Raw genomic sequence first — 15,558 nt, forward strand, 5'->3', positions numbered from 1 at the left:
GAAAGGGGAATCATTTCTAATGAGTCAAGACAACGTAGACGACCTGAACAAGAAATTAAAAATTCAATCTGATATCATCAAAGGTTACGAAAAGGTTTTAAGACTCAATGAACAAGAGTTATCGAATGCCGATGAAATCATTCGAATGTATGAACAAATCATCGATTATTCGCGTTCCGAGCTCAAAGAAGCCAAAGAAACAGTTCAGGCCAGTTCCATGGTTTCAAATTTAAGCCGAGACGAGCTTATGTCGGCCTTTGATAAAATTAAAGCATTAGAAGAAGCGAATCGAAAACTTCGTGAAGAATCTCTTAAATTTAACAAAGATTAGATATTAGTGAGTTCTTCCAACATGCCTCCTTTGGTGCAAAAGTCTGCTAGGGGAGGCTATTTTGTTTCTTCCACGAGTGAGCTCGTGGATCTCTATCATTTCATCTTGGGACAAGCCAAACGACTCGTTTCTGCAAAATCGGCAGCATTCTTTTTAAAAAATGAAAATGGCAATTTATCGAGAGTAGGGAGCATCAATGATGCGGATTCCGCAGGGCAAATAGCCAAGCACGTCTTCAAAACACAAAAGAGCATCCGATTAAAAAAGGGTGTTCATCTCTCACCGAATTCACCTCCCTTAGAAGATTCCTACATAGCTTGTTATATAGGGGAAGATGTTTCTGAACTGAGTCTTGGAGTCATACTTTTAGAAGGAATCAAACACTTTGATAACTTTTCGGAACAAGATTTAAATCTCATCAATTACTTTTCTTCTAATCTAACGGCACTTTTTAGGGACACCGTTTATTCCAATGAAGAGAAACAATTCTACAGTTCTCTCGTAACTTCAATTTTTCTGTTAGTTGACAATTCCAATATACATAATAATAATAATAGGCTTCAATATTTACTCGAGGAAATCATTCGAGTTTCAGTGATTATAAATACATCTCTTGACTTAGAAAAGGTCTTGGAACGTGTCATGGTTTCGGCGAAATCCGTTTTCAGAACAGAGGCAAGTTCACTTTTATTGTTAGATGAAAAAAAAGAATTCTTAGTTTTTAATACAGTCACTGGAGATAAAAAAGAAGCCGTCGCAAAGATTAAAGTTCCCGTGGGCCAAGGAATTGCGGGCAATGTCGCGATGACGAAACAACCCATGATCATCAATGATGCTCAAAATGACCCGCGTGTCTTTCGGGATGTCGACAAAGCATCAAATTTTGTCACCAGAAATATTTTGGCAGCACCGCTCATTGCAGGAGATGAAGTGATTGGAGTGATCGAGGCGATCAATACCATCGACCGAAATAATTTTAGCCAAAATGATATCGATTTTTTCTTATCCTTTTCCTCGGCATGTGCGGTAGCCATACAAAAGACCACGCTTTTAAACAATTTAAACGTCGCCAACTTAGAACTGAAGCAAAAGGTTAGCACCCTTGAATCCTTATTTGAGTTAGGTCAGGCAGTTCTAGAATCCCATGACGAGCTCGGACTCATGTCACGTGCACTCAGCATTCTATCGAAAGAGCTAGATGCCGAAGACGCAGGGATGGTTATATTTTTAGAAGGTAAAAAAAAGCTAATCCAAGTATATGCAAGGCAGAAGGGAATTGTTTTCGAATCATTTTATGATAGTTCAGAAAGTAGCCTCATTTTAAATTCTATAGAATCGAAAAACCATCTACTGGGAACAGTCACGAGTGAAAACTCGGAAACTTTTATGGGATTGGAATCCTTTGTATTGAAAGAATCCTATTTGGTTCTGCCCATATCACCAAGCGGAAGTTCGTTGAAGGCGGCTTTGTATGTCTGTGGGAAACGTCGAAAAAATGGATTTGATGAATCGGATATGCGTATGCTCAAGACGATTTCCAGTCCGCTTGCGAAAGCATATGAAAATTTACGTTTAAACCAAGAAATCATCACTAAAAAATCCATAGAAAAAGAAATCGAAATTACGAGAAATATTCAAAACAATATTTTACCAAATGCTCTGATCAAATCCAATCAATTTGATTTAGGTGTGAAGTCGGTAGCCGCCAAAGAAGTGTCAGGTGATTTTTACGATTTCCATCAGTTTGGGAATACCAACTTCTCTTTTCTTGTAGCCGATGTTTCTGGAAAGAGTCTTCCGGCTGCGATTTTTATGGCTATGTCATCGTCCATCATTAGAACACTTTCGCGGACGACCAACTTATCTCCTTCCGAACTCCTGAAACGAGCCAATCAGTTGATTTACGAAGATTCCCAGTCCGGGATGTTTGTTACCTTATTTTTTGCCAACTTTGATTCGATTTCCAAAAAGATTCGTTTTGCCTCAGCAGGTCATAATGACCAATTATGGATCAAAAAAGATGGCACCTATGAACTTCTAAAGGGAAAGGGTGCACCGCTCGGAGTGGTTCCGATTGGAAACTATATCGGTGGTGAGATTGACATGGCTCCCGGAGACATGTTAGTTTTTTATACGGATGGCGCGATCGAAGAGAAAAACAAATTAGAAGAAGAGTTTGGACTCGACCGTCTCATCGAAGAAATCATCTCCAGAAAGGATAAACCTTCACAAATCATCATTGAAGAGATTTACCAAATCATTCGGGAATTTTCAGAAGAGTCAGAGCAATATGACGATTTCACCGTCATGATCCTAAAATTTCCAAACCAAAAGGCTGAAGTTTTTTCGGAAACCTTTCCTGCCGTAGCTTCTGCCATACCTAAATTTAGAGATTTCATAACTGAAAAACTAGAAGGAAAAATCCAGAAAGAATTCGCGTTTGATGATATACTCGTATCCTTGGATGAGGCGGCGACAAATATAGTCATGCATGGTTATGCGGAAACGACTTTGGCGGCTCCCACATTTGGATGTGAGATTTTCCTCGATGGGGACCGAGTCTTGTTTACTTTGACTGACGAGGCCAAACGGTTCCAGAGAGAGACTGTTCCGTCGCCTTCCTTGGATGCCAATTTAAGGGGCGAGAGAAGAGGTGGATTCGGAGTTTTCCTTATGGAGAAGCTCATGGATAGGGTATCCTACGAATTCAAAGACAATAAAAATCATACCTATTTAGAAAAGAGGATCTTATGAGCGATTTCACCATTAGCATTCGGTCGGAAATGATGGGAGAGGTAGTCGTTGTTCACATCCAAGGAAATATGGACGTACACAACACACATCACATTGAACAGCAATTGATGGATATAGTGCGCGAAGCCAGATCTGGTGTGATCTTCGATTTAGGCGCGGTCAATTTTATCTCCTCAGCTGGAATACGGGTGCTGGTTACATCCCTGCGCCTTTGCCAAGATCTTGGAATCAAAATCTCCATTTGCTCCCTGAAACCCGCAGTGGAAAAGGTATTTGATGTGATCGGAATCAATCAACTGTTCCAAATCTACCCTGACCTAAATTCCGCTCTCTAATAAATTTCACTTTTCTAAGTGCCTCAAATCAAAACATTGGAAATAATCTTATGGAAACTAAGCCGTACTCCCTAGAAAATCCGTTTCAAGTCAAACAAGAACCGTCCCCTTCCTCTACTGTAGGCATCTATGACGATGCACTCAAACTCGGGCGGGAATTGATCGAAAAACCTCTCTTAGGTGGAGGTGAGGATCGTATTCGTGTCCAGCATTCGAAAAACCGGATGACAGTCTGGGAACGGATCAAAGTCCTTACGGATGCCGAACCAAATATTACCTACCAAAACTGGGGTCCCAATCTTGATGGTGCCTCCATTGTCACAGGAATCCTAAAAATCAAAGGAAGAGATGTTGCCGTTTACGGGCATGACTTTACTCTTCGCGCAGGATCCATGGACGCAACAAACGGCAGCAAGTTAGCGCGTTTGATCCTGATGGCAGGAGAGCATGGCATCCCCCTCATCGGTATGAATGATTCTGCGGGTGCTTACGTGCCTGCGGGGGTTGGCGGACTCGACGGGTATTCGGAAGCGTTTACGGCTCTCCGAAAAATTAGCGGTCTTGTTCCTTCTATCATGCTCATGTTTGGATTCAACGCAGGAGGTGGTGCCTACCTTCCAAGACAAGGATCTTTTATGATCCAAAGTGATAATACTTTTTTTGGACTGACTGGTCCGGGAGTTGTAAAGTCCGTACTCGGAGAAGATATTTCGGCAGAAGATCTAGGCGGTCCAAAAGTACACGGACAATCCGGTGTCGTGGATTTGGTCACCTCAGATGAATATGGATCCCTTTTGACAGCCATTCGCCTTCTTTCCTATTTGCCGGATAACAATCGATCTTTTGCTCCTTTTTATGCGACGTCCGACCCGTTAGATCGTTTTATCTACGAAGAAGATATTCTCTTCAGAAAGACGTTTAACAGTCCGACGGGGATGAACACTCCTTTTGATATTACACTTTATTTACAACAGATCTGTGACCATGGCGAATTTTTTGAAGTCCAACCACAACGTGCCCGAAATATCGTCACTGCCTTTGGCCGAATTGGTGGACATGTCGTTGGTTTTCTCGCGAATAATTCAGCAGTTTCTTCGGGACAAATTGATATCGGTTCTGCGAGAAAAGGAACGAGGTTTGTTAGATTTTGTAATCTCTATAATATACCCATGGTATTCGTGGAAGATACAACTGGTTTCCTACCAGGTCGAGACCAGGAGCATAATGGAATCGTTTTAGAAGGTAGAAAGTTGCTCGACTCGATCATTGATTTGCGTACCCCAAGACTTACACTCATCATCAGAAATGCGTTTGGTGGAGCCTATGCGACATTTAACTCTTATTTTACTGGCGCCTCTGCTGTTTATGCATTACCAACAGCAAGAATTGCAGTAATGGGACCTGCAGGAAAAGAGTATGTTTACAAGGATGAAATCACATCCATTCAAAAAGATTTCCAAGCAAATTTAAAGAAAGGCATGAATGAAAAAGAAGCCACTTCTTTAAGAGACGCAAAGTTGCTTGAAATCAACCATCGATACGAAAAAGAACTTATGAATCCGAAAGAAGCATTATCTCTTGGGTCTGTTTCTTCTATCATCTTACCAGGGTACACTCGTAAGGTGCTCGGTACGAATTTGAATTATTTGATGTCAAAATACAATCCTGCTCCTATGAGCGGTCCTCAACGGGAGTTTGAGTAACCACCATGTTAGATAAAAATTTAAATCGCATTAAATTTCAAGAATCCGATTCAGAATGGATTCGATCCTTTGCCGTAACATCGATTAAGTGTTTAATCGTATGTCGTGGGCCCGTTCGGAAAGAAACCATGGATGTATTCGATTTGATTGGTGTTAAGGAATATGGTATCCTTCTTTCGGAAAAAGATTCGATCGTTTATCCAAAAGCATTAGCACCTGAACTTAGGAATTTCAAATATCCTGACAACATTCATAGGGTCCCTGACTATATGGGAGCTGGGAAAGAAGAAAAAGAAATTCGCATCAAACAAATCATTGGAATCGCCAAAGACAATGGCTATACACATATATTTGCGGGATATGGATTTATGGCAGAGGATGCTGAATTCATCGAAGCTATCGAAACTTCTGGAATCATTTTCATGGGTCCGAGTTCACATGTGGCAAAGGGAGCAGGAGCAAAGGACGAAGCAAAGAAACTGGCGCGTTCTTTAAACGTTTCCGTGACACCGGGTGTAGACAATATTACAGCGCTTGCCCTCGTAAACAAGATTGGAAAAAGTAAGGATTCACTCGTAAAACTTGCTAAAGATAAGCAAATCAATTTTACATTCAATGATTCCTTGAGCATTGAAGACAACGCGGAAAATTTACTCCAGTTGTCTTATGAGAAAACGATTGATCTCACCGATATCAGCGACCTTCAGAAAGAATCACACATTCTCTGCGAAGAAATTTGGAAAAAGTATCCTGGCAAACGCATTCGCTTTAAATACATCGGTGGTGGTGGCGGAAAAGGCCAACGAGTGATCAATGAGAAATCACAAATTGACTCTGCCGTTATGGAAATTCTGGCGGAATCTAAGGTAACAGCTGTTGGTTCAAATCGAAACTTCTTGATTGAATTAAATATTGAGAATACCCGTCATAATGAAATCCAAATGATAGGAAATGGGGAATGGTCGCTCTCTCTGGGTGGCAGGGATTGTTCGTTGCAGATGCATGAGCAAAAACTACTCGAGATTTCACTCACGCAAGAGTTGCTGCAAAAAGAGATCGAGACTTGCAAATCAGAAAATCCCCTAAAAGCAGAAATCCTAGGGAAAGATTTGGAAACGCTAAAAGACATGGAGCATCAGGCAGAAGTGTTTGGAAAGGCGATCCGCTTGAACAGTGTTTCCACCTTTGAGTGTATTGTGGAAGGCAATAGTTTCTTCTTTATGGAAGTTAACACCCGGATCCAAGTGGAGCACCGCGTGACAGAAATGGTTTACAAGTTGAAATTTGTAAACCCATCAAATCCAAACGATTTCTTTTATATTGATTCTCTAGTGGAAGCTATGGCAGTCATCTCCATTCATGCACCTCGGGTACCCAAACCAGAAAGGATCCTTCGAAATGTTTCTGGAGCAGAAGTGAGAATTAATGCGACAAATAGAGCCTTACAGCCGCATGCTGGTGGGATCATTCAAAATTGGTCTGCAGCACTTCCCGAAGAAATCCGCGATGACCAGGGGATCTGCACGCGAAATCCAGACACGGGATCTTTCGTTCACTATAACCTTGCGGGTGCTTACGATTCCAATGTGGCGCTGATCGTGTCCTATGGAGAAAATCGAACCAAAAACTTAGAGATTCTTGGTAACATCTTACGCAAAACGGTGCTACGAGGCCAGAATTTAGAAACCAATCTGCTCGTGCATTATGGACTCATTCAATGGATTTTGGGCAAAGATGCGATGTTCAAACCATCGACTGCATTTATGATCTCTTACTTAGCAGGGATCGGCTCCTTGCAGGCAGTTATCAATGATGTGGATCTAGAATACCTATGGAATGAGAAAGCCAAAAAAGCGGACGCAGACTTGAAGAAAATGTATTCCAAAAAAGTAACATTTGTTCTGCGTCCAATGGAAAAGCTATTGGCTAATCCGCATGTTTTGGGTGGATTTTTAGGATATTATGATGGCAAGCTTTGGGATAGAAAGGGTGGCAAACTAAGCTTTTTAGAAAACCCCATTCTATTTCTCGATAAGTTGTACTACTATCTGAACCTGGAAGATGTTTCGGTTAAGGCACCTTCAGATAAAATCTGGGATCATGACGAGAAACTATTACAAACTTTTTTAGCGTTCTACCGAGAGTTGGAAACAAGAACAGGATTGAAATCTTGGAAAGACCTAAGTGCCGCCTTAGAATCAGGTAAAAATCCAAATGCGAATCGCATTACCGAAGCCGAATGGGCAGCTTGTCTTGCTTCGCATAAAGGTTTCCAAGCTGGAATGGATGTGCTTCTTATGATTCCAAACATTGGGATCAAATCAAATTTCTTTGGCTTGGATATGGATAAAAACTTGGAAGGTGTGATACCGGATGAGTTTAAAAAGGCGGAGACGAGAGATGCTCTCATCAAGACCTTAAATCCTCCTCCTAAAATGAGCGGGGATGAGATCGTCGCTCCTATGGGAGGGATGTACTACTCGAAGGAAGCACCGAATCTACCAGCCATGGTGGAAGAGGGACAACATTTTGAAGCAGGTCAGCCATTGTTCATCATAGAAGTCATGAAGATGTTTAATAAAATACTAGCGCCCATTAGCGGGACTGTCGTTAAAAATCTGATGGTGGATTCTGATGGTAAAATTGTAACGAAGGCACAACCAATCTTTAAGATAAAACCTGATGAGATTTTGAAAGAAGAATCTCCTGAGGAGATCAAAGCCAGGATGATCAAGGTAACTTCCGAGCTGGGTATACTTTAAGTATACCCAGTAATCACCTTATGAAACTCACGGAGTGGCAGGATCGTTTCCGCTGCTCCGCGACGTATCGCTTCTTTTGGCATTCCAAAAACTACACAAGATTCTTCATTTTGTGCAAAAGTTGTAGCTCCAGCTTCCCTCATTTCCAAAAGTCCAGAAGCGCCATCGTCGCCCATTCCTGTCAGGATGATACCTCGAGCATTTTTACCAGCGTTTTTTGCGACCGATCGAAAGAGTACATCCACGGAGGGTCTGTGGCGATTTACGAGAGGGCCATCCGATACATCAATGTGGTACTGAGCTCCCGACCGTTTCAATTGCATGTGTTTGTTGCCAGGAGCAATGAGTGCAAGCCCAGGCGTGACTCGATCCCCATGTTTACCTTCTCGCACATCAATGTCACAGAGTCCATTCAAGCGTTTCGCGAAAGCTTCGGTAAATTTTTCGGGCATGTGTTGGACGATGACGATGCCGGGAGTTTTTTCTCTCGGTAATTTTGTAAGAATTTCTTCCAAAGCCAAAGTACCCCCGGTCGATGTGCCGATTGCTACAATTTTTTCTGTAGCTTTTAACTGAGAAAGATCGGAAGTATTTTTGTTTCGAATTCCAGGTTCATTTTCCTGAAAAGTAACCTTACTCATGTTAATCTGAGACGCGGCAAGAACTGCATCAATGAGCAACAAAGAGGATTCATTTAGGAAGTCTTTGAGTCCTACTTTAGGTTTCGTGATGACTTCTACAGCTCCTAAAGAAAGTGCTAGAAGGGCTGTTTCTGATCCTTCCTCGGTTAACGTAGAGCAGATTACAATGGGAGTAGGGCGTTCTCTCATAATTTTCTTTAAGAAGGTGATGCCATCCATCCGTGGCATCTCAATATCGAGAACTATGACCTCGGGCCACTGGGAATTCATTTTCTCTAAGGCGAAAATTGGATCGGACGCACTGCCAAGAAATTCAAAATGTTCATCTTTGCTAAACAGTTCTGTCAAAACCTGTCGAACCACGGCCGAATCATCCACTACAAATACTTTAATTTTTTTCATTAAGAGTCCTGGTGCGATTCAAGCCACACCTCACCATCCCATATAGTAAAGAATACCTTCCTGTGAGTGACACCCGCCGTGTTTTCTGAAACAAGTTTTATGGAATGTTTTTGCAATATATCTTTAGCAAATTCTATATTTCTAATACCAACTAGCTTAGAATTGGATTCATTCATAGGATCAATCAACGTTCTTTCGTTTTTAGAAAACATATTCGAACCACCAAAAACTTTTGCTTCATATTCGGAAATGGGAGCAAGGTGTGACTTAACCGAGTTTAATAGAAATTGGAAAGCATCCTCTCCGTATTTTCCTTGAGGTTGACCCGATGCATTTTTATCGCCTTTTGTTACAAGAAGGTAGTGACACATCCCGCCGATATGTAGCTTCGGATGCCAAAGAACGATAGAAACACAAGAACCGAGTAAGGTTCTAACTCTAACATTCGGTCCGCCAAAATAAAGATCACCAGGATTTAAAAAAATATCAGTAACTAACTTTGGCGAAAGATAAGACATCAATCTGAATTTTGTTCAAGCAATGCCGATTTTTCTTGTAACATAGAAAGCTCATCTAAGTTTAAAATCTTTTCTATATTCAAGAGGATAACAAATTTATCTTCGACCTTGCCTAGACCTTGGATAAAATCCAAGCGAATTTTTGCACCAAAACTTGGTGCATTTTCTATCATGTTTTCAGGAATGTCTACCACTTCATTCACAGCATCAACGAGAAGACCCACATCTATAGATTCCTTTTCGAGAGCAACTTCTGTGATGATGATACATGTCTTTCTACCAAATTCCGTTTTTTGCTTATAAAACCGATGGTTTAAATCAATGACTGGAACGACATTCCCCCGAAGATTGATGACACCAGGAATATAGGATGGCATCATAGGGACATGAGTTACCGATTCAAACTCGATGATCTCCTTGATGTTTAGAATCCCAAGTCCGAAGGCTTCTTCAGAGATAAGGAAGGTAAGATATTGTATTTCTTGCATACGAGTCTCCGATCCTAATATTTCTGAAATCGACTATCATCATTTTTAGAATCAGATCTTTGGCTTACCAAATTGTTTTGTTTGGTCACTCTTGCTGTTTGCTTTACATCTTTGCTTCTTTGGGCAGCAATCTGATTGATCTTAAAAAAGCTAATTGAAGATAATAGTTGTTCTGCTCTAGATTTAAGTTCTTCAGCAATCGCAGCAAGTTCTTCAGAAGCTGAAGCACTCTGTTGTGATACTTGGTCTAGTTGGGACATCGCTTTATTCACTTCATTTACACCAGAGGATTGTTCTTGGCTTGCTGCCGCTATCTCTTGTACTAAGTCTGCTGTTCTATTGATAGCAGGTACTATTTCTTCGATGAGTCTACCGGCAGTCTCAGCGATTTCAACCGATCCACCAGCAAGAGAGCCGATTTCATTGGCAGACTTTTGGCTTCGTTCTGCAAGTTTTCTAACTTCCGAGGCAACGACAGCAAAACCTTTTCCGTGTTCACCGGCTCGTGCGGCTTCAATGGCAGCATTTAGCGCCAGTAAGTTGGTTTGATACGCGATATCCTCGATGATAGAGATTTTATCGGCTATCTCTTTCATGGCAGAAACCGTGTTTTTAACAGCTTCTCCCCCTTGCTTAGCTTCTCTGGCGGATTTTGTGGCAATGGAATCGGTTTGCTTGGCATTGTCCGCATTTTGGTCAATCGATGCTCCCATCTCTTCGAGAGAAGCTGTCGTTTCTTCGACAGATGCTGCCTGTTCACTAGCCCCTTGTGAAAGTGTATTGGCAGTTGAAGATACTTCTTCTGCCGCATTCACCAGGGCATCGGTATTTGATTTTACATCATTGATGATTTGAATGAGCGTCTTCGTCGTGTTGTTGAAAGAATCTTTCAGCTTGTCGAAGCCATAATTATAAGTACTCTCCATTTGGGCTGTTAGGTCACCACTTTCAAGTGCCCCGAGACCCACAACCAAGTCTTCCACTACACGATTTGTTTCCATCGAGAGGTTCTTTTGATCTGTGATGTCCGTCGCAAACTTGATTACTTTGTAAGGTTTGCCATTAAAATCTAAGATTGGATTGTAGGTTGCTTGTAACCAAATTTCCTTACCACCTTTGCCAATTCGTTTGTACTCCGCAGTTTGAAACTCTCCACGATTCAGATTAGCCCAAAACTGTCTATATTCGTCAGAATTTGCTAACTCAGGTAAGGCGAATATTCTATGATGCTGACCTTGAATTTCACTCAAAGAGTATCCCATGACACGAAGAAAAATATCATTTGCAGTGAGGATCGTTCCATCCATGTTAAACTGGATTGTCGCTTGGGATTTTCCAATCGCATCGATTTGACCTTCATAATCGATGGTCTTTCTTTTTTGTTCAGTGATTTCTTGGGCAAATTTGATGACTTTGGTTGGTTTTCCATGGATGTCCAAAATAGGAGTGTAAGTAGCTTGGAGCCAGATTTCTTTTCCTCCCTTTCCAATTCGTTTGTATTCAGCGGTTTGAAATTCACCTCGATTGAGTTTCGCCCAAAATTGGTGGTAAGCATCAGAATTGATCTCAGAAGGATCAACAAAGATTCTATGGTGCTGGCCTTGAATTTCACTTAAAGTATAACCCATTGTTTTTAAGAAATTTTCATTTGCTGTAACAATGGTACCATCCATTTTAAATTCTATTGTGGCCTGAGATTTTTCAATAGCCTTTTGGTTTGCATTTTTTTCTGTCGAGTCGGACCATTCCACAACACTGCCGAGCCTTTCTCCCGAAGGACCCATAATGGGATTGGCGATAAGATCAAATTCTCTTCTTCCAATGGTTATGCTACTTCTATATTCAGAAGTTAGGGATCCTAATAGTTTTCTTTGGTGGCTAGGATCTTTATGATAAGAATCAATATTGCTATTCATTAAATTACTTAAAGAAAACTGCCCCAACTGGGTTTTAATGTCAGACTCCGACTTTGCAAACATGTTTCTGATGGACTTGTTCATATAGTTAACATTTAAATCTGTATCTGCCATCATAATGTTCGTCGAAACACTATCTAATGCTAGTCTGATAACTTGATGAAATTTTTCCTTTTTCTTGTTAACAAAATATGTATAATACGCCAGCGATAAAAATATTGCAGAAAACAAGATGGCACTGCTTATGATTAATGGAAGGGAGCTACCATTTTCTGCAGAGTTACCATTAGTCTCCAATAGTTTTGAACCAAGAAGCGCATTCTGTTCTGAGATGAATTTTGCTTGATTCGCAAAAGTTTCGTTCATTTTCAGTTTCAATTTTTCTTTTTTTACAAGCTTGTCTTCTTCCGTGATGATCTCAGTTGCGAGCGTTTGTGCCGTAGCGACGATTAGATTTTGATCGCTAATAAAAACTTCCCACTTAACCTTTGGTTCGGTAGATTCGAGCTTTTTGGATTCACTAACAAGGTTTAAGATGCTCTCACTTGACTCTTTTATGTTTTTAAATTGCGTGCTAGATTCCTCAGGTGTCGAGCTAGCAAGCAAAGATGAAATTTGCGCTTGAAGAGGAATGAACTTTTCTGTAATATTTGTAAGGATTTTTTGTCTTCTTACAATCGGTTCCAGCTCCGTTTGGCTAGAAGCAGATGCTTCCGTAATTTTTTGAACCGAAATATAGGATATCCAAAGAGAGTAGCAGATGGCTATCAGAGATAGGGTTGCAAGCTTGGTTCCAAACGTAAATTTTTTCATAGTAACCTCATTTTATTAATGTTTTATTTTTTTCAATATTGACTGTTCGCTCGAATAGCGATGGTAAATCGATGATGAGTGCGACTTTTCCATCCGCAAGGATGGATGAACCACTAACACCTTTTACATTCTGAAATACACTTCCCATTGGTTTGATGACGGTTTGAAATTCGCCATACAATCTTTCAACCACAATGCCCGCTTTTTTGTCCCCGGTCCGAACAATGACTATGTTTTCGCGTACGTTTTCTTTGCGTTCTTCATTTAAAAAAATATCGCGCATCCGAATGTACGGAACGAGACTTCCGCGCAGTGGAAAGTATTGATTTTGATTGTCTGTCGGTTTTTTATCAAATTCTAAACATTCCAAAACCATCTCCATCGGGAGAATGTAGTAGGAAGAACCGACTCCAACGAGAAATCCTTCTATGATGGCTAAGGTTAAGGGTAAGCGTATCTGGAATGTACTTCCCTTATCTGGTTCTGATTGGATTTGTACCGTCCCTCTGAGGGATTCTATGCTTTTTTGTACCACATCTAAGCCAACACCTCTGCCAGAAACATTCGTTACAGAATGAGCAGTTGAAAAGCCAGCATGAAATAACAACTTATAGATTTCTTCAGGCGATTCAGGCTTTGGACCAGAAACAATCCCGCGTTCTACGGCTTTTTTCCAGACGATATCGGATTGAATTCCGCGCCCATCGTCTTTGATTTCGATCACAACAGAACCTGTGTCATGGTAGGCATTGATCCAGAGGTTTCCAGCTTTGGTTTTCCCTTTTTTGGTTCGCTCTTCTGCTGTTTCTAACCCATGGTCACAGGCATTTCGAATGATGTGCACGAGAGGGTCTCCCAATTTGTCTACGATGTTACGGTCAAGTTCGGTTTCCTTTCCGTCGATGTGGAGATTGATTTGTTTAGATAAATCGTTGCCAAGATCCCTGACGATACGTTGGTATTTTTGCAGGACATCTCCAATGGGAACCATTCTCAATTTAAGAGAAATTTCTCTGACTTCGTTTAACAATCTGCTTACGAGAAGAGCAGATTCCTGAAGGGCAGAATCATTTTTTCCGCTCACAGATTGGTTTAGATTTGCCGATGCAACAACGAGTTCTCCCACTCGATTGATTAATACGTCTACTCTCTTGGAGTCTACTTTTAGGGTTGCACCTTTGGTTTCTGACTTTCCTTGCACGAGCGAAGGTTCTGGAACAATTTGAGACTTTGCGGAATTTACGATCTCATTACTGGTATCGCTCTTCTCACTCTCCAATTCACCAGCTAATATTTTTAGATATTCAACTAATGTTTGTTCGTTGAGTATTCCCAAATATTTCCATAAATTACCTAAATAGATTTCTTCTTCAGGTAATTGTCCTGCAAGATAAACTAAATCTGGGACTTCGGCTCCTGGAGGAAGAATATGTAAGAATGAATCGCCTTCTATAAAATCAAAAACCTTACGAACCGCTTCTAAGTCAGATGAGGATTGGAAATGAATCTCAAAACCTAGGTAATTATCTTCAGGCTGAAACTCCTCTATTTTAGGAAATTCAGATGTAATGGTCTTAAGTGATATAATCTTACCTAGTTTTTTGAGATAATTGATGAAGGAAAAAGGGTCAAGCCCTGATTGAAATACATTCTTTTTGGGACGGAAGGAGATTAAATAATTAGGGAAGCCAGCTTCACCCAAAGTAGGTTCTGTCGCAGCTTTCACTTCTTTCGTTAAAATAGGAATCGTTTCTTGCGTTGATTCACTTAAGAAGGGTTGGATGCCTTCTAGAATTTCCTTTCCGATCAGAATGCGAGCCTCGGTTACATTTTGTTTCGGCTCAGCAACCACTAAGTAATCAATATGATCTTTTGCTTTTAACAGAAGATCAGTCAGTGTTTTGGTAAATTTTACCTTTCCAGAACGCACGTCGTCTAAAAGATTTTCTACTTTATGGGTAAATTTGACAGTCTGGTCAAAGCCAAACATACCCGAGGTGCCTTTAATGGTATGTACTGCTCGGAAGAGGGCATTGAGGTCATCTTCACTTGGCGCCTTCTTTTCCATTTCGAGGAGAATGTTTTCCATCTCCCCAAGAAGTTCTGTCGATTCAATTACGTAGGCGTCTATGACTTCAGAAAGATCCATTCGGCTCCTTTCTCGTTCCGTAGGCAAATTCAAATTCACCTGCTTGTTCTTTGGATACTTTGATTTTATCTCCGAAGAAACTAACAAGACCTAAAACATCGTACATTTTTAAGACGGCAATGGAATGATTTAATATGGTTAGGTGGATGTGTTTTTCATCGCAGAACATTTTCGTGAAAATTAAAAATTGAATGCCTGCGGTATCGATGCGCTGGATGCGGCTGAGATCTATAGAATATTTGCTACCTGGTGACAGATTTAAACCAATTAATTTATCTCTCCACATACTTACGTATTGGATTGTTAAATAACCTTCCCAGGCTGTTAGTTTGCCTCCTGGAATCTCTTTCTGTCTGATGATTGGTTCCATATGGGAGAGTTACGTCATGAGTTTAGAAATGGTATCTAAAAGTTCTTCTGGCGAAAAAGGTTTGGTCAGCCACACTTTAGCACCAGCATCCAGACCTTGCTGTCTTTTCTCCGGTTGGGATTCAGTTGTCAGCATGATAATCGGGGTAAATTTGTATTTTGGATTTTCCTTGGCTTTCTTGATAAAACTAATTCCATCCATATTGGGCATGTTCATGTCCGAAACAATGAGATCGATCTCATTCTCAGAAAGTTTTTTTAATCCATCTATCCCATCACTTGCTTCGATCAATTCAAAATTCGCATTTTTAAGATGAACTGATATGATCTTTCTGAAGACAGCAGAATCATCGATGATTAGTATTTTTTTACTCATT

The 15,558-nt window shown here is 40.7% G+C and carries 12 protein-coding genes and 2 pseudogenes; 5 read left to right on the forward strand and 9 right to left on the reverse strand.

Annotated features, from left to right (window positions below; translation table 11 throughout):
- The first annotated feature begins 19 nt into the window (after positions 1-19).
- From EHQ58_RS13590 to EHQ58_RS13610, 5 genes are read left to right on the forward strand one after another with little or no spacing between them, the layout of a single operon-like run.
- Positions 20-331: a hypothetical protein gene (locus EHQ58_RS13590; RefSeq protein ID WP_135624444.1), complete on the forward strand. Its 312-nt coding sequence runs from the start codon at positions 20-22 to the stop codon at positions 329-331.
- 6 nt (positions 332-337) lie between these two features.
- Positions 338-3,085 (forward strand): SpoIIE family protein phosphatase, encoded by a 2,748-nt coding sequence (locus EHQ58_RS13595; protein ID WP_135624445.1) that lies wholly within the window; start codon positions 338-340, stop codon positions 3,083-3,085.
- Positions 3,082-3,420: an STAS domain-containing protein gene (locus tag EHQ58_RS13600; RefSeq protein ID WP_135624446.1), complete on the forward strand. Its 339-nt coding sequence runs from the start codon at positions 3,082-3,084 to the stop codon at positions 3,418-3,420. Before EHQ58_RS13595 ends, EHQ58_RS13600 begins: the two co-directional genes overlap by 4 nt.
- 50 nt (positions 3,421-3,470) lie before the next feature.
- The gene (locus EHQ58_RS13605) at positions 3,471-5,123 is read left to right on the forward strand and encodes an acyl-CoA carboxylase subunit beta (protein ID WP_135624447.1); all 1,653 of its coding nucleotides are present in this window, start codon (positions 3,471-3,473) and stop codon (positions 5,121-5,123) included.
- Between the two features lie 5 nt (positions 5,124-5,128).
- The gene (locus tag EHQ58_RS13610) at positions 5,129-7,885 is read left to right on the forward strand and encodes an ATP-binding protein (protein WP_135624448.1); all 2,757 of its coding nucleotides are present in this window, start codon (positions 5,129-5,131) and stop codon (positions 7,883-7,885) included.
- Here EHQ58_RS13610 and EHQ58_RS13615 read toward each other — a convergent pair.
- From EHQ58_RS13615 to EHQ58_RS13645, 9 genes and pseudogenes are all read right to left on the reverse strand, one after another.
- Positions 7,882-8,928 (reverse strand): protein-glutamate methylesterase/protein-glutamine glutaminase, encoded by a 1,047-nt coding sequence (locus EHQ58_RS13615; RefSeq protein WP_135624449.1) that lies wholly within the window; start codon positions 8,926-8,928, stop codon positions 7,882-7,884. The two genes, EHQ58_RS13610 and EHQ58_RS13615, sit on opposite strands and share 4 nt — an antisense overlap.
- Positions 8,928-9,446: a chemotaxis protein CheD gene (locus tag EHQ58_RS13620; protein WP_135624450.1), complete on the reverse strand. Its 519-nt coding sequence runs from the start codon at positions 9,444-9,446 to the stop codon at positions 8,928-8,930. The genes EHQ58_RS13615 and EHQ58_RS13620 overlap by 1 nt, the downstream gene beginning before the upstream one ends.
- Positions 9,446-9,934 (reverse strand): chemotaxis protein CheW, encoded by a 489-nt coding sequence (locus EHQ58_RS13625; RefSeq protein ID WP_135624451.1) that lies wholly within the window; start codon positions 9,932-9,934, stop codon positions 9,446-9,448. Before EHQ58_RS13625 ends, EHQ58_RS13620 begins: the two co-directional genes overlap by 1 nt.
- Before the next feature lie 14 nt (positions 9,935-9,948).
- On the reverse strand, positions 9,949-11,241 hold the full coding sequence (locus tag EHQ58_RS19110; protein ID WP_425460488.1) for a methyl-accepting chemotaxis protein: 1,293 nt from the start codon (positions 11,239-11,241) through the stop codon (positions 9,949-9,951).
- Between the two features lie 126 nt (positions 11,242-11,367).
- Positions 11,368-11,607, reverse strand: a pseudogene (locus EHQ58_RS19115) (PAS domain-containing protein); the annotation flags it as partial.
- 36 nt (positions 11,608-11,643) lie between these two features.
- A pseudogene (locus EHQ58_RS19120) lies at positions 11,644-12,003 on the reverse strand (PAS domain-containing protein); the annotation flags it as partial.
- Between the two features lie 667 nt (positions 12,004-12,670).
- A complete protein-coding gene (locus EHQ58_RS13635) occupies positions 12,671-14,812 on the reverse strand; it encodes a chemotaxis protein CheA (RefSeq protein WP_135624453.1) in 2,142 nt (713 codons plus the stop codon).
- Positions 14,799-15,182, reverse strand: a complete 384-nt coding sequence (locus EHQ58_RS13640; protein ID WP_135624454.1) for an STAS domain-containing protein — start codon at positions 15,180-15,182, stop codon at positions 14,799-14,801. Before EHQ58_RS13640 ends, EHQ58_RS13635 begins: the two co-directional genes overlap by 14 nt.
- A 9-nt stretch (positions 15,183-15,191) precedes the next feature.
- Positions 15,192-15,557 carry a response regulator gene (locus EHQ58_RS13645; protein WP_135624455.1) on the reverse strand — a complete coding sequence of 122 codons (366 nt, stop codon included), beginning with the start codon at positions 15,555-15,557 and terminating at the stop codon, positions 15,192-15,194.
- Between the last annotated feature and the right edge of the window lies 1 nt (position 15,558).

The sequence above is a fragment of the Leptospira ognonensis genome, from assembly GCF_004770745.1.
In the GTDB taxonomy this organism is placed as follows: domain Bacteria; phylum Spirochaetota; class Leptospiria; order Leptospirales; family Leptospiraceae; genus Leptospira_A; species Leptospira_A ognonensis.